Here is a 19,399-nt window from a genome sequence, read left to right on the forward strand (position 1 = left end):
TTGAAGTTAACCAAAGTCCGGATTACAGGTGCCGCTGTCGGTCTCCTGATAATCCTTATCGCGTTTGTATGGCTTTTTGTTTCCAATAAGGATTTGTCGATTCACATGGTCTATGTCACAAAGGGCGACAGCTTCGATACCGCGGCATTCGGACAGCTGAACCAGTCATTAGTTGCCAATTTACAGCTGGAACGACAGCCCCTTGAGAAGCTAAGCTTACGGCAGTTAAAAGCTTTTCATACTGTATATGTAGATCCTTCTCTACATGGAGCTTTATCCGTACAGCAGGTCGATATGCTGCAAAGCTATGTATCCCAAGGCGGACATTTGTTCCTTGAAAATGGGTTGGCATCCGATTTTCCATTAGATTTTATTGGTGCCAAACAATTGGTCGGACTCGCTCCACCAGATAAGATGAAGGCAAGTACACAGCCTCAAGAGGCGGGCTGGTCATCCTTCCAGTATCCCGAGGTCGAGCTGAATTTGCAGGCTATCCAGCAGTTATTCCGTCAGTTTACTGATAATTACCTGCAGCATGACGGGTTGGCTGATCTAGGTCGTTTTTCATGGGGACAAGGCCTGCTCGTATCTACGGCTGAACCGATCGTTACACTGAACGATACGACGTTGTTTGCTTTGAACCGCTATGGACACGGAACGGTATTTGTCAGCAGCGCCCTGCTGCCTAATCGTTATTATATTACGGGCTATGATTTGGCTGGCGGTATGGACGCAGCGTTGGGTTTTACCAAGCTTGCCGAGACGAGGAACAACAATAGTAAGCCTGCCCTTGGCGCCTTATATTTTGATCGCAGCCAGCTGCCCTTGGCGCCTTACTTTCATTTTACCTTCTCTACAGGCAGTGCGCTGCTTCGCAGCGAATATGCAGCATTTGTGTCCAAGGAGACTTTTGGCTATAGTGTGAAAAAAGTGCTTGGTCCTTACGGCCGACCCGCGATGGCCCATCAAAATCATTTTGAGGCGATTGAAGCTATTCGGGATGGTGAAGGCATTCAATGGGCGGAACTATTGAAGAAGTATAAACAGCTTCCGTCGTTTTCACTCGTTCGCTCCTCTTTCCATTGGGGGCTGTGGCAGGAATCGGTAGCCGTTCACTTGAATACGGGCACGAATGAAAAGCCTGTTTTTGTTGGTGAAACAGTGAATTCATTTTATTCCAGTGGCACTCGTCTCATAAGCGATGGGCGTCCCATTCAGCTGGCACGTGATCCCAACTATCACTCACTGGGAGATGCCTTCCAGGAACCGTATCGTGCCTACCCGGCCCTGGCGGATCTTAATGGCAATGGGCTGCCAGAGCTGATTGTCGGGTCATCTGACGGATCGGTCTATGTCTACCCTAACTTAGGCTCACAGCCTGAAGCTTATGCCGGGCAGGTGCTGCCGGAAAGCACGGGCGCAGGTGAAGTGCGTAAGGGCACAAGCATCGCGGCGCCAGATGCCTTCGGGAAGCGGGAGCCGCTTCGGCTGCTGAATGGGCAGCCGCTGCAGACCGGGTCCAACGCAAGTGTAACCGCGTATGACCTGAATGCCGACGGTAGGCCGGATTTGATCCTCGGCCTTTCGGACGGCACGCTTGCCGTCGCCTATGGCGCAGCCGGCGGTGCGTTTACACCGCCTGCCCCGCTGCTTGCGGGCGGGCAGGTCATTCGTGCCGCAGCACCTGTGGCTGCGGCTATCGGTGACACCACCGGCGACGGCGTTCCTGACCTCATTGTCGGGGATGCCGCAGGCGGTGTAATGCTCTATCGCGGCCATCGCGAAGCGGGCCGCGAGGGCGCCGCAGGCGCAGGCGGCGTCAACTCCGGCGCAGCCAGGCAGCCTCTTGCCTTTGAACCGGGCAGCCTGCTGTTCAGGCTGCCTGCTGCTTACGCCGCGCCATCGCTGCGCGATGTCAATGGCGATGGCCGACTCGAGCTTGTAGTCGGCAGCTCGGAAGGCGATCTGCGTGTGTATACGCAGCAAGCAAACGGTCAATGGCAGGCTGACGGCGTGCTGGAAGGCTCTACGCTGAACCAGCTCGGAAATCATGCGCTCGTCGGAGGGCATAATTCCGTGCCGCTATGGTATGATCTGAATCACGACGGCAAAGATGATCTGATCGTCGGACAGCTCGAATTCGGGATGCCAACAACGGTGGATGATCCCAAGTTCCCTTACGCTGAGCAGCTGCAGGCTTTTATTCAATATAGTAAGGATCATTATCTCGAACTGTATCCGCATCTATTTGTCCATAATTTCACAAGCGATGCGCAGGAAAAAGAGGAGCTCGCACTGCATCGGCAAGCCTTTGATCGACTCGGAATTCCCTGGAAGATGCCGGGAACCAACCAGCATACTTGGCGGATCAATAACCCTGATCCTACACAGACGCTGCGCAACGAGCGGGATGCCGGAATATGGTTTAACTTCGGCTTTAGACCTGCCAACATCCCTAATGAGCCGCGGCTGGGCGTGCAGTACAATTGGGGAATGCCTTTCTTGATGACAGATTCCACATCCGGTCTGCCAAGCCAGCCACCTATGCTGCTGAGCACACCTGCACCTGTACTTCGTCTTGATCCGCAGTATACGACGGAGGATTTGTTCGATTCCTATATTGCCCAGGATATGCCAATTGATTATTTCGAGCATATCGAATATCATTTTCCAAGCCGAGTGGGCGAGCTGCTCGAATTTGTGAAATTTTTGGATCAGATTCGCAATCAGCACAGCTACAATTTTATGTCGGAGACGCAAATGGCGCGCTCAGTACTCAATACCTTGACAACACAGGTAACCGTTTATCGTCCTTGGAGTGAAGTCGTTTTCGATCGAATCAAGCATATGTTCGGTATGCGTACAGAACCTATGATTCGCATCAAACCGCTAACGCAAGGCGTGCCTGAACAAGCGGCTGAATACAAAGGAACACTTGGCGTTTCCATTGAGCGTGGTCAAGCCTATGCAGATCGTCCATTGTCAACAGAATCGGATATTTTCGATTGGCGCAATGATAAGCTGTATGTAGGTGTTCCGTTAACTACACTCGTTCGCTTTGAGAATTCGAAGCCATCTAGTGACAATACCGTCCCTATTGCTGACTTTTCATTATCGACTTCCAGTCCGCATTTATTGCGCAGCAATGTGCCGTATACTCTGCACAAGGCACCGAATGAGTGGAAGCTTGAGCTTCAATCGGACGGTATGCAGCAAATACAGCTGAGAAGCGCAGTTCCCCTGAATATCGTAGGAGATCAGCTTCAGGTCGTGCAGCAGGATGGTAGCGATCTGTATACCGTAACCCATTTTGGCGCAGCAACGACGATCCTTATTCATTATTAATCGGTACCTGCCGCCTTTATACTTAGCTTTCAGAACTGCCCAAACAAGGAGGAAACCCACATGCAAGACCTGCTTTCCCAGTTAGAATCGCATATCCGCAATCGCTACGAAATAGAAGCGGATGACGATGAGTTTACCCCAGATGTCCATCTTTTCGATTACGGTTATGTGGACTCCATCGGCGCAACGGCGTTGATTGCTCATATCGAGCAAACGTATGGCATTCAGGTGACGAATCAGGACCTGATGCTGTATTCTATGAATACCGTGCGTGAAATCGCCGACTTCATCCAAAAAAAGACTGTGAGGTAATGACCTATGGAATGCGTCGTTTCCCTCGAAGGGTTGGCATTAAGCCAGCATGGCCAGCTGAAATACGCGGCCGCCTTCATCGACGAGCAAATTCGCGATATCCGGCTTGAAAATAATCATATTCATATTGTCCACGAATCACCCAAAGGCAATGCTGCGATTGAATCACAAGTACGCCGCTTGATCGAACGTTTTTCACATGGTGATTTTGGCTTCAAAGAAAATATTTTGTTCGAGCAAAAGGTGAACACTCCCTATGAAGGCGATATTATTGCCGAGCTCGTAGACCGCAAAATCATCAAGGTTCTGGAGGAAGGCCTGTTCATTTTCCGTGAACCGTTTTCCAGTCTGATGCGCTTTTTTGACTATTCGTTCGTCACTAAGGTCGGCAATCGCTTCGAAGGCATCAAGGAAGAATCCTACCCGGCCGTTATTCATTGCGAAACACTGAATAAAACGAACCATTTTACATCGTTTCCCGAGCATATCCATTTCTTGACACACCTGCGTGAGGACTTGGACATTATTGAAGCTTTTTCACAATCCATTCGTGAGTCCGGTGGCTGGAAGCCAGATGCTCCGCTCGATATGAATACTACGATGCCGTCACCAAAGTTCACGATGAACCCTTCGACCTGCTATCACTGTTATGAGGGCTTGCAAAATGAAACGCTGGAGGGCGACGGTCTTATCGTTTCCGCTATTTCCAAATGTCATCGCTTCGAGTCTCGTAACCACAGCGATTTTGGACGTTTGCTGGATTTCAGCATGCGCGAAATTATTTTTGTCGGCAAACCTGAGTTTGTTAAGGAAAACCGCCTGCGCGCTATCGAGTATATGAAAGAATTAGCTGTCGAGTGGAATGTTGACTGTATGCTTGAAATTGCCAATGATCCTTTTTTCACCAATGATTTTCAAACAAAGGCTTCATTTCAACGCAATCAGGAGATGAAATATGAGCTGCGTCTGACGATACCCCACATTAAAAAATCGATTGCCTGCGGATCAATTAATTTCCACAGCAACACGTTCGGTAATGCCTTTCAAATTAAAATGGGTAAACGTCCCGCTGTTACCGGCTGTGTAGGCTTCGGTATTGAACGCTGGACTTTTGCTTTCCTGGCACAGTTTGGGTTGGATGAAGCCGATTGGCCGGCAACGTTCCGCGAACAGTATCACGCTTGGCAGCAAAAATCTCTGTAGATTCTCACTCGTTATGCATTCATGATGCACGAGCTCTCTGACGTAATCTTTAATCACTAACTAACGTACTATAAATTCTTTATCACTAAACAAAGATGTGGGTTCCTTATGAAACTGATCGCCTTTTTCCGTAAAAACAGCTTCGTGCTGCTGCTGCTCGCCGCTTTCGTGCTATCGGACGTTTTGATCTCGATCTGGGACCCGATGGTCACCTCGCGGCGCTTTTACAAAAATGATTTTACCAAAACCTTATATCATCACGGCTGGCTAGACCACGGTCCGGTTTTCTTCGGAAATTCTTCTGTCACAGGTGCCTATATCGAAGAGCAATCCAAATCGGGGCTCATTGAGCTGGGATTGTCCTACGGGAAGCTAACCGACCTGCAGGCGCTGCTGGAGCGGCAGCTTTTTCATGTCGAGGATCAGCTTGTGATAGCCATTGACGTACATACGATGATCGACAGTCTGGAAACGGACCCGACCTATCAGTGGTTCAAGCCCTGGTACCAGCCCTATGTGTATACTTATCGCGACTATTTTCGGGATTCCGGCAGTGAAGCCGTTCGGCAGCTGTATGAGGGAACACTGGAGCTGAACCGCTCCAAGCTGTTCGCTTACGTGCCTCGTTGGATTGATAAGGAGCTTTATTATGGCAAAAAAGCCGATGATGAGCTGAAGACCAAATGGGATGATTACGAGCGCCGCTTCGGCTGGATGTCACAGCCTGACTACAAAGATAATTTACAGGCACTCGATTCTATTTTGCGATATGCCGATGATCACAAGCTGCCTGTACGTGTGATTTGGATGCCCTGGAATCCGGCCTATCCGGTTCCCAAATATATGGCAGGCTTACAAACCACAGTGAATCAAAAGCTCGCTCAGCATCAGGTTCCTGTGCTGGATCTGCTAAGTACCTACAAGCCTGCGCAGTTTCATGATCTCGTCCATTTGAGCCGTGAAGTCGGGGCTCCCGTATTCACCAAGGAGGTTGACGCATGGCTCCAATCCCTCGCAAAATCGTCGAAGTAATTGTGTATACGGCGATGCTCATTATTGTTCTGATCTATTTTACAGGTAAAGGATTGTTTATATACGAGGGGTTCTGAGCCTCTTCAAGGCTCGGCCATCTTTCATTCAAGGGAGTCAGGTTATGTGGTATTTGAACATGAACGCAGTCATGGCCATGTGTGGAATGATTCTCATTCTGGCGCTTACCCGCTGGTGGCCCCACAATAAACGCATATTACTGCTGGCGTTCAACCTCAGCTTCCTGCTGGTGTTCAGCAAGAAGCTTTTTGTCTTTTACATCATCTATACGATTGTGAATTATATCGCATTTCGATTCTTGTGTCAGACCACCTCCTGGCGCAGAGGCTGGTTCATTACTCTGATCACACTGAACATAGCTGGCGTTTGCGGAATGCGTATGTACGGAATGCAAATATTTGAAAACCCGTTGTTCGATACGGTGATGCTGCTTGGTTTGATCTACAACGTGCTGAAGGTTATCGATGCGCATTATTTTGCTTATTTTATCGGTAAAGATGCTCGTGCCGGGCTGATTGATTACGCTAACTATATTCTTTTCGTGCCGACCTTTACTTCAGGGCCTATTCTTAAATTCCGTGATTTTATGGCGGATACGAAGCAGCCCTACAAGCTGACTTCATCGCAGGTTGAAGACAATGTCAAACGAATTATTATAGGGTTATTCAAAAAAATCGTAATCGTCACCTGGATGACCGACGTATTCAACCATATGCAGCAGGGTGAGCTCCATACGCATCAATCACTATTTCTGATGGTCTGGTTCTACGCGCTCATTTTTTTCGATTTCTCAGGTTATTCCGATATTGCCATCGGCTTTGGTCGCTTAATGGGCTATAATATTCCGGAAAATTTCAAAAAACCGTTCCAGTCGCCGACCTTGACTCAATTTTGGCGCAATTGGCATGCAACACTAGGGGATTGGTTTCGCGAGCATATTTTCATGTTTTTTTCACGTCAAGCTCCAAGCAAAATGACAGCAGCAGGCTTGTCCATCCTCATTATGGTGCTGATCGGTCTCTGGCATGGCTTTAGCTGGCTCTACTTTTTCTACGGGCTTTATCACGGAATCGTAATCGCATTGGAAAATTTGCTTGGCAAATCGACAGTCAATAAGAAAAAGGTATCACGCACCTATTTTCTCGCCCGCTGCGCGCTCACCCAAGCCATTGTAACCTTCTCCGTCATTATCTACAGTGGTAACACCGAAACCGTATGGAAAATTTACCGCGGACTGTTTAATTGGCCTTTTTAACTGAATGCGAATAAAACTGACAGTCCGCTTGCTTGTTTTCAACCGGAAGAAATCCTTGATCCGGCTGTACTCCATTCTTTTCAAGTACCCAGAGTCTCTATCCGGTTATCCCGGATAAGAGACTCTTTTCATGAGACGCTGAGCTCGACCTTCTGCAAGCTGTGGGTACTCCATTTAGATAGAAAGAGTGAACCGGCTACGTTATCATGGGTTTGAGTTTACCATCACCTGAATGCCTGAAGGAGGATCACTGATTACTTTTTCAGCTTGGTACGCGATACCTTTGCTCTGGCACCGCCTGCGTCCCGTTTCTTCATACTACGGCTGCTAACTGTACATACTTCATCTTTGACAGTGCAGGATACAAAATGATGTGGAACTGGAACACAATGATGCCGATTGATAACTTCAACAGGATGAATAACCGGTACCGGTTGTGGATAGTAAAAATTGCGGATCACCTGCGTTGGATCTGTAAAAACCGGGTCAGCCGGCGGACATTGGAAATTGTTATTGTAAGCCAAATGGATCATCTCCTTCTCTGTGAATGGTACAGTATATGTGGGTCTTTCATTCGCGCTTGTTCATTCGCCTAGTAAGAAAGTAAATGTATACCCATTGCAGATATGAATGTCCTCATCTTGCACTTTGAGTTAACAAGCAAACAATGTTATAATTTGCTATAGTGCGTACACGCGTACATTTCTTATTTTTCCGGAGGTGTCTTATGAAGTTAGGCGTATTTGCCGTATTATTTGCCCAGAAATCTCTTGAAGAAACCCTCGATTACATTGCTGCTAAAGGCTTGGAAGCGATTGAAATTGGTACAGGTGGCTACCCGGGAAATGCTCATTGCAATCCGGAAGTATTATTGGCTGATGAAGGCAAGCTAAAAGCTTTTAAAAAGGCAGTAGAATCCCGCGGGCTCACTATTAGCGCACTTAGCTGCCATGGTAATCCACTTCACCCGCAGCATCCTATTGCATCAGATCATCATAATACGATCCTCAAAACGATAGAGCTGGCTGAAAAGCTGGAGGTTCCTGTCGTCAATACATTCTCTGGCTGCCCGGGCGATCATGAAGGTGCCAAATACCCGAACTGGCCGGTAGCACCATGGCCGAATGATTATCAGGAAATTCTGGACTGGCAGTGGACGAACAAAGTTATTCCTTACTGGACTGAAACTGGTAAATTCGCTTCTGACCGCAATGTAAAAATCGGTCTTGAGCTGCATGGTGGTTTCTCTGTACATACACCAGCTACGCTGTTGCGTCTTCGTGAAGCTGCAGGTGACGTTATCGGTGCTAACCTCGATCCAAGTCATATGTGGTGGCAGGGAATTGATCCAGTACAAGCGGTGCAAATATTAGGCCGCGCCAACGCTATCCATCATTTTCATGCTAAGGATACGACTATTGATCCGATTAATGTTAATAAGCATGGTGTTACCGACATGCAATCCTACACCTTGATGCTGGATCGCGCATGGCAGTTCCGTACTGTCGGCTACGGTCACGACTTGAAAACATGGGCTGATATCATCAGCGCTCTTCGTCTTGTGGGCTATGACTATGTGGTTAGTATTGAGCACGAGGATGGCTTGATGTCTGTAGACGAAGGCTTTACCAAAGCCGTACAAAACCTGCAGCAAATTTTGATTAAAGATCCCGTTGGTGAGATGTGGTGGGTATAATCACAGTGTAAGGCTCTGCTTTGACAGAGGGCTTGACTGATGATTATTGAAGGATATGTGTTTTGAAAAGCTGAGGGCTCATGTTCCTCGGCTTTTTCAAGTCATATCTGAATATGCAGTCGTGCCATAGATTGGTTTAACTGGTAGACATACAAAAAGCCCTTGGACTCGGGTCCAAGGGCTTCTCTTCGTTATAGGGTAAGATTCATAGTACGTGAAGCCTGTGCTGCAATACCTAGAGTTTACCCATCCAGCTCATAACCATTACAGCATCCATCACTAAAAAAACGACCAAGCTAATTCCACCGAACCCGATGGCAAAAATATTTTTTTTAGGAGATGCCAGTAAACGTACAACACCAATAGCGATTACAATCGTGAACAAGATCACGAATACGTCAAACCCGTTAAAAGTTGATGCGGCTTGCGCTGCTTTTGCTGCCTCTTCGGCCAAAAACATCGAGAGACCTCCTCATGGTTACAAAATTGCTTATATTCTATCTTAGCTTGACTAGCTGCGAAGTGCAAGTGATTTGCTGAAGTGTAACAACTTTGTCAACATTTCTTGCCTTTGCGTCGATGCTTTTTCAAAAACAACTGTGTATCTATACAGTGTCCATTGCTTCTAACATTTATAACTCCTGATGTGATAAAACGTTAAGCCAACTGCTCTATATATTCAGCGGATCTCGCTTTATCTCGCTCCAGAATGGGCTTGAGATACTTCCCTGTATAGGAGCCTTTTACTTTGACGACCTCCTCAGGTGTTCCCGTAGCCACAATCGTACCGCCTTTGCTGCCGCCCTCGGGACCGAGATCAATCATATAATCCGCTGTCTTGATGACATCCAGATTGTGCTCGATGACAAGAACACTATCCCCATTATCTACCAGCTTGTGCAGCACCTTAAGCAATCGATCAATATCGTGAATATGCAATCCTGTTGTTGGCTCATCGAGAATATAGATCGTTTTGCCTGTGCTTCTGCGATACAGCTCAGCTGCAAGCTTCACACGCTGCGCCTCTCCACCCGACAAGGTTGTCGCTGGTTGTCCCAGGTCCATATAACCGAGACCTACCTCAAGAAGTGTATGCAGCTTACGATGAATCCGAGGCACATTTTTGAAAAATTCGCATGAATCCTCGATCGTCATACCCAGCACATCGGAAATGCTTTTACCTTTGTAATGAATTTCTAATGTTTCCCGGTTGTACCGTTTGCCTTTGCAAATCTCACAAGGAACGTACACATCCGGTAAGAAATGCATCTCGATCTTGATGATTCCGTCCCCGCTGCAGGCTTCACAGCGTCCACCCTTCACATTAAAGCTGAAGCGCCCTTTCTTGTAGCCGCGAACTTTAGCCTCATTCGTAGTAGCAAACAAATCGCGTATATCGTCAAATACCCCTGTATAGGTGGCTGGATTGGAGCGTGGTGTTCGTCCAATTGGCGATTGGTCGATCTCGATCACCTTGTCCACGTGCTCAAGTCCGATAAATTCTTTATGCTCACCTGGGCGTACCTTGGCTCTATTTAATTCCTTGGCTAAGGTTTTGTACAAGATTTCATTAATTAAAGTACTTTTGCCTGATCCGGAGACACCCGTTACACAGGTGAACACACCTAACGGCAGCTTAACGTTCACATTACGCAGGTTATTTTCCTTAGCTCCCTTGATTTCCAGCCATTTCCCATTCGGTTCCCGTCGGGAGGCAGCAATCGGGATAAATTTCTTGCCGCTTAAATATTGGCCTGTTAGCGAATGGGGATCATCCATAATCTCCTGTGGTGTTCCCTGGGACACAACCATTCCGCCATGCACACCAGCGCCAGGACCGATATCGATAATGTAGTCAGCTGCCATCATCGTGTCTTCATCATGTTCTACTACGATCAGGGTGTTTCCGAGATCGCGCATATGCTCAAGCGTCTGTATTAACCGCTCATTATCACGCTGATGCAGACCGATGCTGGGCTCATCCAAAATGTAGAGTACGCCCATCAGGCTAGACCCGATCTGTGTTGCTAATCGAATCCGCTGCGCCTCTCCACCGGAAAGGGTTCCCGCTGCGCGATGCATTGTGAGGTAATCCAGCCCTACATTAACAAGAAAGCCTAGGCGTGCCTTGATTTCTTTGAGAATCAATTGGGCGATCTGCATCTCTCTGTCCGTCAACGACAAGGAATCAAACCATACCGCTGAGTCACCGATGGACAAGGATGTGACATAAGCAATATTTTTCTCATTGATGGTGACAGCCAGCGATTCAGCCTTCAAGCGCTGACCTTTACATTTGCCGCACGGCTTCGAGCTCATATAGCTCTCGATATGCTCACGAATGCCTTCCGAGAACGTATCCCGATAACGACGCTCCAGATTATGAATAATTCCCTCGAACGGAACCATCGCTTCTTTCCTGAGACCCATATCATTCTCGTAACGGAACCGTACCTTCTCACCGCCTGTACCCAGCAGCAGCTTCTTCATCTGCTCGGGGGTTAAGTCGGCCACAGGAGTCGTCCGTGATATCCCGTAATGCTCACATACGGCTGCCAGGAACTGCGGATAATAGTTCGATGTACTGCCCGCCCAGGCTTCAAAAGCTCCCTGCTCGATCGATAGCTGTGGGTTCGGTACGAGCAGATCTGGATCTATAACCATTTTACTGCCTAATCCATCGCAATCGGGACATGCTCCGAAAGGACTGTTGAAGGAAAACATTCTGGGAGCCAGCTCTTCAATGCTGAATCCGCATACCGGACATGCCAAGTTTTGGCTGAACAACAGCTCTTCCTGATCGATAATATCAACGAGAACTCTGCCCTCACCGAGCTTAAGAGCCGTTTCCAACGAATCGGCCAACCGACTCTGCACATCGTCCTTAACGACGATACGGTCAACGACCACTTCGATATTGTGCTTTTTATTTTTATCGAGCTCGATCTTCTCGGACAAATCCATCGTTTCGCCATTCACGCGCACGCGCACAAAGCCCTGCTTGTGAATATCAGCCAACAGCTTGGTGTGCTCGCCCTTGCGACCCGAGATGATCGGAGCCAATATCTGCAGACGTGTTCTCTCGGGATATTCCATAATCCGGTCTACCATCTGCTCAATGGTCTGGGAGGTAATCTCGATCTTATGATCGGGACAATGCGGACGCCCGATACGAGCGAACAACAAACGAAGATAATCGTAAATCTCGGTGACCGTTCCGACGGTAGAACGCGGGTTACGGCTTGTCGTTTTCTGGTCAATGGAAATCGCCGGAGACAGTCCCTCAATGGAATCCACATCCGGTTTGTCCATTTGCCCTAAAAATTGCCGCGCATAAGCAGACAACGACTCTACATAACGGCGCTGCCCTTCAGCATAAATGGTATCAAAAGCAAGCGACGATTTGCCTGATCCGCTTAAGCCTGTAAGTACAACAAAACGATCCCGTGGAATCGTAACATCTATATTTTTTAAATTATGCGCTCGCGCGCCCTTGATCACAATATTGTCTCTGATCACGTGCATAACACCATCCTTTTGATTTCAACGGATTGTCAAGCGTCTGCCATCTTATCCATTATAAACGATTCAGCCGATTACTCCTATCCACTACAAATCGGCTTTTAATTCCATGACGGCATCACGAAGCTCAGCCGCTCGTTCAAATTGCAGGTTTTTGGCGGCATCCTTCATTTCCTTTTCCAATCGTTCAATCAAGGACATTTTATCCTTTTTGGACATCTTGGCGCCCTTGATATCAGTCAAATAGTCAGCCTTTTGCTCGGCAACCTTGACGGCCTCGATCACATCACGGACTTTTTTCTGAATCGTTTGTGGTGTTATGCCGTGCTGTTCGTTGTGGGCGAGCTGAATTTCACGACGGCGGCTCGTTTCTCCCATAGCTTTAGCCATCGAATCGGTAATTTTATCCCCATACATGATGACACGTCCGTTGGAGTTCCGGGCCGCCCGGCCAATCGTTTGAATCAACGAACGCTCAGAACGCAGGAAACCTTCCTTATCGGCATCCAGAATGGCAACAAGCGATACTTCCGGCAAATCAAGACCTTCCCTCAGCAGGTTAATACCGACGAGAACATGAAACACGCCCAACCGCAGGTCCCGTAAAATTTGCATTCGCTCCAATGTTTTGATATCGGAATGCAGATAACGCACTTTAATGCCGATTTCCTTGAAATAATCAGTCAAGTCCTCCGACATTTTCTTCGTTAACGTGGTAACAAGCACACGCTCATCCCTGCGGATACGGTCATTGATTTCTCCCAGCAGGTCATCAATCTGACCCTTGGTCTTCCGCACTTCTATAATCGGATCAATCAAACCGGTAGGTCTAATAATCTGCTCCACCATGACCGGACAATGCTCCAATTCATACGGTCCCGGAGTAGCCGATATAAACACAGCCTGGGTGACCTTATTCTCAAATTCCTCAAAACGCAGCGGCCGGTTATCCATCGCTGACGGCAGCCGGAAGCCATGCTCCACAAGCACTTCCTTCCGTGCACGGTCGCCGTTGTACATCCCGCGAATCTGCGGCAGCGTCACATGAGATTCATCGACCATGATCAGCATATCATCCGGAAAGTAGTCGAACAGCGTATAAGGTGTTGCACCTGACTCACGAAAGGTTAACGGTCCCGAGTAGTTCTCGATCCCTGAGCAAAAACCCATTTCCTGCATCATCTCGATATCGTAGCGAGTCCGCTGCTCCAGCCGCTGAGCTTCAAGCAGCTTGCCTTTGGCATTGAGCTCCGCCAGTCGTTCCTCCAGCTCCCGTTCGATATTGACAAGGGCCCGTTTCATCGTATCCTCATGGGTTACGAAGTGGGAAGCCGGGAAGATCGCGATATGGTCCCTCTCACCCAAGATTTCCCCCGTTAATACATCAATTTCTGTAATACGTTCAATCTCATCCCCGAACAGCTCCACCCGAACCGCATGCTCACTATGGGAAGCCGGGAAGATTTCCACAACATCACCGCGAACACGAAACGTGCCGCGCACAAAATTCATATCGTTACGCTGATACTGGATGTCGATTAAACGATGCAGCAGCTCGTTGCGGGAGCGCTCCATGCCTACTCGCAGCGAAAGAACCAAATTGCGGTATTCAACTGGTGAACCCAAACCGTAAATACACGATACGCTGGCAACGACTATCACATCACGCCGTTCAAATAAGGAACTGGTCGCGGAGTGCCGCAGCTTGTCGATTTCTTCGTTAATACTGGAGTCTTTTTCAATAAAAGTATCTGAAGAAGCAATATAAGCCTCTGGTTGGTAGTAGTCATAGTAGCTGACAAAATAAGAAACTGCGTTGTTAGGAAAAAATTCTTTCAGCTCACTGCATAGCTGAGCGGCGAGCGTTTTATTATGAGCAATCAACAGCGTTGGCCGATTGAGCTTGGCAATGACTTGGGCTGCCGTGAACGTTTTACCTGTACCTGTCGCACCGAGCAGCGTTTGATGCTTTTGTCCGGATTGGATACTTTGCAGCAGCTGTTCTATAGCTCGCGGCTGATCTCCCTGAGGCGTATAATCCGAAATCAATTCAAAGGGTTTGTTGCTCATCGTCACTTCGTTCATTCCATCACCGTCCATCGAATGATCAATTTTTCTAAACTTTTGACCGCTTGCTTCCGATAAATAATATGCAACTCTCGACGAAGTCTTACATCCATCGACAATGAGCTGCATAGGAATACCTGTTCCCATGTATTATACCTTTTTTCATCTTTTGTTGCAAACTGAGAATGCTTCCAACTTTAACAAGTTGACCCTGGAGGCAAGACATAATTGATCCATAGAAGGCCAGCATTTTACTCATTGTAAGGGTGGTAGGAAAAGTGGATTTAACAACGATTTTAGGTCTTGTTATCGGTTTGGGTGCTTTGATAGGGGGATATATGTGGGATGGTGGTCATCTCGATGCGCTTATCGTCCCCAGCGCCATGCTCATCATTTTTGGAGGTACGGCGGGAGCCGTTGCTATCAGCTTTCCGATGTCACGTTTGAAAGAAATTCCGAAGGCGCTTGGCATGGCTTTCAAGGAAAAAAAACGTGATCCCAACCTGATTATTGAAGAGCTTGTTGATATGGCTACTGTGGCCAGACGGGAAGGTGTTCTCGCGCTGGAGCAGCGGGCTCAGGAAAACCCGAACGATTTTTTGCGTGATGGACTGATGATGGTTGTTGATGGTACCGATCCTGAATTAACCAGACAAATCCTGGAGCTGGAAATGGACGCCCTGGAGCATCATCATGAGGGCTGGGCCAAAATCTTTGAAACTGCGGGTGGATATGCACCAGCTATGGGGATTATCGGAACCGTTATGGGTTTGATTCATGTCTTGGGCAACCTTTCTGATCCAGGCACATTAGGACCTGCCATCGCAGTAGCGTTTACCGCTACTTTGTACGGGGTTTCCTCAGCCAACGTGATATATCTCCCACTCGCCACTAAGATCAAGATTCGCAGTAAGGAACAAATTTCCGAAATGGAATTGATGCTGGAAGGCATACTGGCTCTGCAAGCCGGTGAAAATCCACAATTGATCAAGAAAAAGCTGAAATCGTTCCAGCATCAGAGCCATAAGAAAGCTGAAGGCGCAGGTGATCCAGGTGGCGAGGAATAAGAAGAAGCATCCTGAACATGAAAATCATGAACGATGGTTAATCACATATGCGGACTTGATTACACTGCTCTTAATCTTCTTTGTGATCATGTATGCGATGAGTAAAATCGATACTGATAAATACTCCGTGCTTGCCCAATCCCTGAATTTCCAATACACCAAAGCGGAGTCGGTGATGCCTGGCGGTGATGGAGTACTTGGTCGTGTCAATGTATCCAAGGCGGACGAAGGCAATAAGAACCAGAGTGCCGACAAGGATAAGAAGGATAAAGAAGATAAGGAACAAAAAGAGCTTCGTGAAAAACAGCTTCAGGATCTGATGGAAAAAATACAGCAATACATACAGCAGCAAAACCTGCAATCCCAAGTATTTGTCGCTAATACACCGAGAGGCATTACCGTAACCTTGAACGATCTGTTTGTATTTGACTTGGGTAAAGCCGATTTGAAGAAAGAAGCTTATCCGATTCTGAATCAATTAACGAGTTTATTCCCTACCTTGGACTCAACCATCAGTATCGAGGGACATACGGATGATCTGCCGTTAGCTACCGGATCGCTGTTCAAGGATAACTGGAGACTTTCTTCCGAGCGTTCGCTTTCTGTACTACGCTATTTTACAGATACGATGGGTCTGGATTCCAAAAAATTTATGTCCAGTGCGTTTGCGGATACGCATCCGGTTGTCAATAATGATTCCCCTGAGAATCGTTCAAAAAACCGCCGGGTTGAAATCATTGTATTGCGTGAGCCTACAAAGCCTTAACACCATCCGTTGAGTGTATCAGTTAATCTGCCTTCAATCCATAATCATGAGCCATCCTGCATGGCCATGGTTCAAATCAGAGCTTGTACGTTGTATAGCCAGCTCTCAGTATGGATAGTAAAAAAAGCTATCGGAATTAATTTCCGGTAGCTTTTTTGTTCCTTGTGGAACAATTTTTATTTTATATGTTCTACATAATCGAATGAATCTTTAAAAAGGAGCCCTATTTGTTCCCATCATTTGCTTATCGTACCCGGGAGCTTTCTACGTAAATATCTCCAAAAATGTACCGACTTCTCCTCTACGTAGTAAGGTGCATCCTGATCGGGAACGAGAAGAATACCCAACTGATGATGCTCTCCAGAGAACATAGGTCTCTTCAAAAATTTACTCTCTCCAGCCAGGTTCAGTACCTCAAGCTTGCAAAAGGCAGAATTCAACTGCATCGCATGGTGCAATTCATGTTTGGACCTAATCGGCAGGCCGTTGACTTTATGGATAATCTCACCTGCTTGTATACCCATCTCATCCCCAGCACTTCCAGGCAAGACTCCCAATATTTTTAATCCGCGTGGATCTTCCACAAAATACGGCTTTCGATTCGATTCGTCCCAACGGCTGTACATTCTTAATCCTTCGTGAAGCAATATGCAGCCCAGACATGCAATCAATGTCGCAACAGGCCCTAAGTAAGCGAGAGCCGCCAGCACCAGCACCGCACCAGCATACATGAACAACAGATTAGAGCTGAGCTTGGCTTTCTCTTCCGGCAGCCGGGATAGCGTGATATCAGCAAACCCGATCATCATCGGAAAACCGATAATTGTCCAGCCTCCGCTCCATAGTCCTGCACCCAGCAGTGGTGTCCAGGGCAGCAATGTGCCCCCACCTTGAAAAGGGACCACTAGGAATAACACAACCGGCCAAAATCCCTGCAGCTGATAGCCTCCGACGATTTTCCCGCGTTTGCTTTCGTAGAACATAGGTGTCCCTGTACGAGCCCCCCTCATGCGAACCAGTACGGCTTCCACTACGTGCAAGATCGCAATCAATGCCAGTAAGGAGGGCATATTTAATGCAAGCAAAGGCTCCGTCAACCAAGATAGACCGGTTACTGTATGTAGGATGGGGATGAATATCCATATCGATTGCAGGATGCCGATAAGCCCAATCGCGTAAGCCCAGCATAAAAATCGCACCCGAATAAAGAGCAGCAGCAGAGCGATAACCCATAATATAAGTACAGCCTCGACTTGTATCGTTGCGCCAATGAACGCCATCACAATAGAAGCTGCAATACCCCCGATCAAGCCCCACAGCAGCGTCTGCCACGTTTGCGACAGTATCGAATGCAGCTTGGTATGAAACAATTTACGCTCCAGACTTATTTGTCTGCGGTATTGTAAAATGACAAAACATATACCCACATAATAAAAAGGATTGATCAGTAATTGAAGCAGGGCCTGCAGCCCTTTAAGTGCGATCTCCATAAACACGTTCATGTGGAAAGCTCCCTCTGCAACAATAAAATAGGAAGGCGGACGTATCCACCCTCCTCACTATGATTCGACGCAGAGCAGGCCGATTCCTGCCCACCTCTTTATATAAACCTTACGCACTCCACGGATCAAGATTCCTGCTGCTGTTACATTTGAACTATTATTTGGTCATAATGGACTGCAAATGCTGCGTTGCTGCCTTGAGCTGCAGATCATTTTTGGGATCTTTAATTTCTGCCAAAATCATCTTCTCCAGACGTGTCGCTGTTTCGGTATCGACTTCACCGGTAATCGGTAGATTTTGCATCCGCTGAAATGCTTTGACCGCCAGAGCTGTTTTTTCACTAAAATAGCCATCCGCACGTTCCGGATTCAAGCCAAGTCCCTTTAGCATCGTTTGCAGATTTTTAACATCTTCACTGCTCGTATCCTGCACCAGGGTTGCTTTTTTCGTTAACGGAGCTACTTTAAAATAAGCTGGTTGATCAATGGCAATATCAGGCGCGATCCCTTTTTTGTGAATCCAGGTACCGCTTGGTGTCAGCCATTTATACACAGTCATTTTGATATTGCTGCCATCGCCCATCTCTTTTTCAAACGTAACCTGCACCGTGCCTTTACCGTATGTGGTTTCCCCTATCAGCTTGCTGCCGGAGGAATCATGCAGGGCTCCCGCCAATATTTCCGATGCGCTAGCACTGCCTTTATTGATCAGTACCGTCACGGGATAATTTTTACCTGTGCCCTGGGAGGTGGTGTCCTCCTGCTCACCCTTGCGGTTCTCAATCTTCACAATGGGTTTCCCCTTAGGTACAAACGGCTCGACAATTTCAACAACTGCCGATAACAGACCACCCGGGTCGTTCCGAACATCAATAACCAAGCCCTTCATCCCTTTGGCTTCAAGACCTGCTAACTCATCCTTGAACCTTTTGGATGTATTGCTGGAAAACTGACGAATTTCAATTTTACCAATATTGTTCGGAAGCATCTCCGCATACACCGTTTCAACGTCGATATCATCCCGCACAACCGTCATTTGAATCGGGTCGGAAGAGCCAGAACGCACAATTTCCAGCTTGGCCTGTGTGCCCTTGGGTCCGCGGATTTTCATAATCGCCTGATTCAGCGTTAAGCCATCCAGCTTCTCTCCATTGACCGACAAAATGACATCATTGGCATGCAATCCCGCCTTTTCCGCTGGTGAGCCCTTGATTGGAGAAACGATCGTCACCTTGCCTTCCTCGGAGGATACCTCTGCGCCAATTCCCTGAAAGGAGGAAGTGATGCTCTCATCGAATTGCTTGGCTTCCTTTTGATCCATATAGACAGTGAAAGGGTCCTCCAACGAGGAAAGCATGCCATTGATCGCACCCGTCATGACCTTATCATGATCGACCTGGGACAAGAATTTGCCTTCAATCAGCTGATAGGTAGTTGACAGCTTATTCATGTCTTTCGTGCTTAGTCCGGACGTCACCGTGGAGCCTACAGCCCCGCCCTTCAACCCTGCCGCCAATGTCGAAGGGTTCACGATCATGAGCGTCATGATGCTGCTGGCGAACATGGCCAACAAAACAAATAATATAACCGTACGTCCCTTGAAGTTCATACTTT

The 19,399-nt window shown here is 47.6% G+C and carries 14 protein-coding genes; 8 read left to right on the forward strand and 6 right to left on the reverse strand.

The annotated features are described in order from the left end of the window. The 5 genes from OB236_RS12235 to OB236_RS12255 all read left to right on the forward strand — a co-directional run bounded on the left by OB236_RS12235 (position 1) and on the right by OB236_RS12255 (position 7,165). The gene (locus OB236_RS12235; RefSeq protein ID WP_262684267.1) at positions 1-3,345 is read left to right on the forward strand and encodes an FG-GAP repeat domain-containing protein; all 3,345 of its coding nucleotides are present in this window, start codon (positions 1-3) and stop codon (positions 3,343-3,345) included. A 60-nt stretch (positions 3,346-3,405) separates the two neighbouring features. After that, positions 3,406-3,657, forward strand: coding sequence for an acyl carrier protein (locus tag OB236_RS12240; protein WP_262684268.1), 252 nt, complete (start codon positions 3,406-3,408; stop codon positions 3,655-3,657). A 6-nt stretch (positions 3,658-3,663) separates the two neighbouring features. Continuing rightward, a complete protein-coding gene (locus OB236_RS12245; protein ID WP_262684269.1) occupies positions 3,664-4,860 on the forward strand; it encodes a class-II aminoacyl-tRNA synthetase family protein in 1,197 nt (398 codons plus the stop codon). 108 nt (positions 4,861-4,968) lie between these two features. After that, the gene (locus OB236_RS12250) at positions 4,969-5,892 is read left to right on the forward strand and encodes a hypothetical protein (protein WP_317259336.1); all 924 of its coding nucleotides are present in this window, start codon (positions 4,969-4,971) and stop codon (positions 5,890-5,892) included. A 121-nt stretch (positions 5,893-6,013) separates the two neighbouring features. Then, a complete protein-coding gene (locus OB236_RS12255) occupies positions 6,014-7,165 on the forward strand; it encodes an MBOAT family O-acyltransferase (RefSeq protein WP_076233455.1) in 1,152 nt (383 codons plus the stop codon). Between the two features lie 254 nt (positions 7,166-7,419). Here OB236_RS12255 and OB236_RS12260 read toward each other — a convergent pair whose 3' ends face one another. Then, a complete protein-coding gene (locus tag OB236_RS12260) occupies positions 7,420-7,689 on the reverse strand; it encodes a hypothetical protein (protein ID WP_262684270.1) in 270 nt (89 codons plus the stop codon). Positions 7,690-7,892: 203 nt separating this feature from the next. Here OB236_RS12260 and OB236_RS12265 point away from each other — a divergent pair, with 203 nt between their 5' ends. Continuing rightward, positions 7,893-8,861 (forward strand): sugar phosphate isomerase/epimerase family protein, encoded by a 969-nt coding sequence (locus OB236_RS12265; RefSeq protein WP_076233457.1) that lies wholly within the window; start codon positions 7,893-7,895, stop codon positions 8,859-8,861. Between the two features lie 235 nt (positions 8,862-9,096). On the opposite strand, the gene OB236_RS12270 is transcribed toward OB236_RS12265, so the two are convergent. The 3 genes from OB236_RS12270 to uvrB form a co-directional block, all read right to left on the reverse strand. Further along, complete coding sequence (locus tag OB236_RS12270) at positions 9,097-9,321, reverse strand: hypothetical protein (protein ID WP_240419885.1); 225 nt, start codon at positions 9,319-9,321, stop codon at positions 9,097-9,099. 197 nt (positions 9,322-9,518) lie between these two features. Continuing rightward, entirely contained in the window at positions 9,519-12,380 is a 2,862-nt protein-coding gene (gene uvrA / locus OB236_RS12275; protein ID WP_144026523.1) for an excinuclease ABC subunit UvrA, read from the reverse strand. 90 nt (positions 12,381-12,470) lie between these two features. Next, positions 12,471-14,468, reverse strand: coding sequence for an excinuclease ABC subunit UvrB (gene uvrB / locus OB236_RS12280; protein WP_262684376.1), 1,998 nt, complete (start codon positions 14,466-14,468; stop codon positions 12,471-12,473). Positions 14,469-14,728: 260 nt separating this feature from the next. Between uvrB and OB236_RS12285 the strand changes: the two genes are divergently transcribed. Further along, complete coding sequence (locus tag OB236_RS12285) at positions 14,729-15,517, forward strand: flagellar motor protein (RefSeq protein ID WP_240419884.1); 789 nt, start codon at positions 14,729-14,731, stop codon at positions 15,515-15,517. Further along, on the forward strand, positions 15,504-16,283 hold the full coding sequence (locus tag OB236_RS12290; RefSeq protein ID WP_076233461.1) for an OmpA/MotB family protein: 780 nt from the start codon (positions 15,504-15,506) through the stop codon (positions 16,281-16,283). The genes OB236_RS12285 and OB236_RS12290 overlap by 14 nt, the downstream gene beginning before the upstream one ends. Positions 16,284-16,519: 236 nt before the next feature. Here OB236_RS12290 and OB236_RS12295 read toward each other — a convergent pair whose 3' ends face one another. Together OB236_RS12295 and OB236_RS12300 are read right to left on the reverse strand one after the other, a co-directional pair. Further along, the gene (locus OB236_RS12295; RefSeq protein ID WP_262684271.1) at positions 16,520-17,785 is read right to left on the reverse strand and encodes a PDZ domain-containing protein; all 1,266 of its coding nucleotides are present in this window, start codon (positions 17,783-17,785) and stop codon (positions 16,520-16,522) included. A 157-nt stretch (positions 17,786-17,942) separates the two neighbouring features. Continuing rightward, entirely contained in the window at positions 17,943-19,394 is a 1,452-nt protein-coding gene (locus tag OB236_RS12300; RefSeq protein WP_262684272.1) for a S41 family peptidase, read from the reverse strand. Positions 19,395-19,399: the final 5 nt, after the last annotated feature.

Source organism: Paenibacillus baimaensis, from assembly GCF_025567575.1.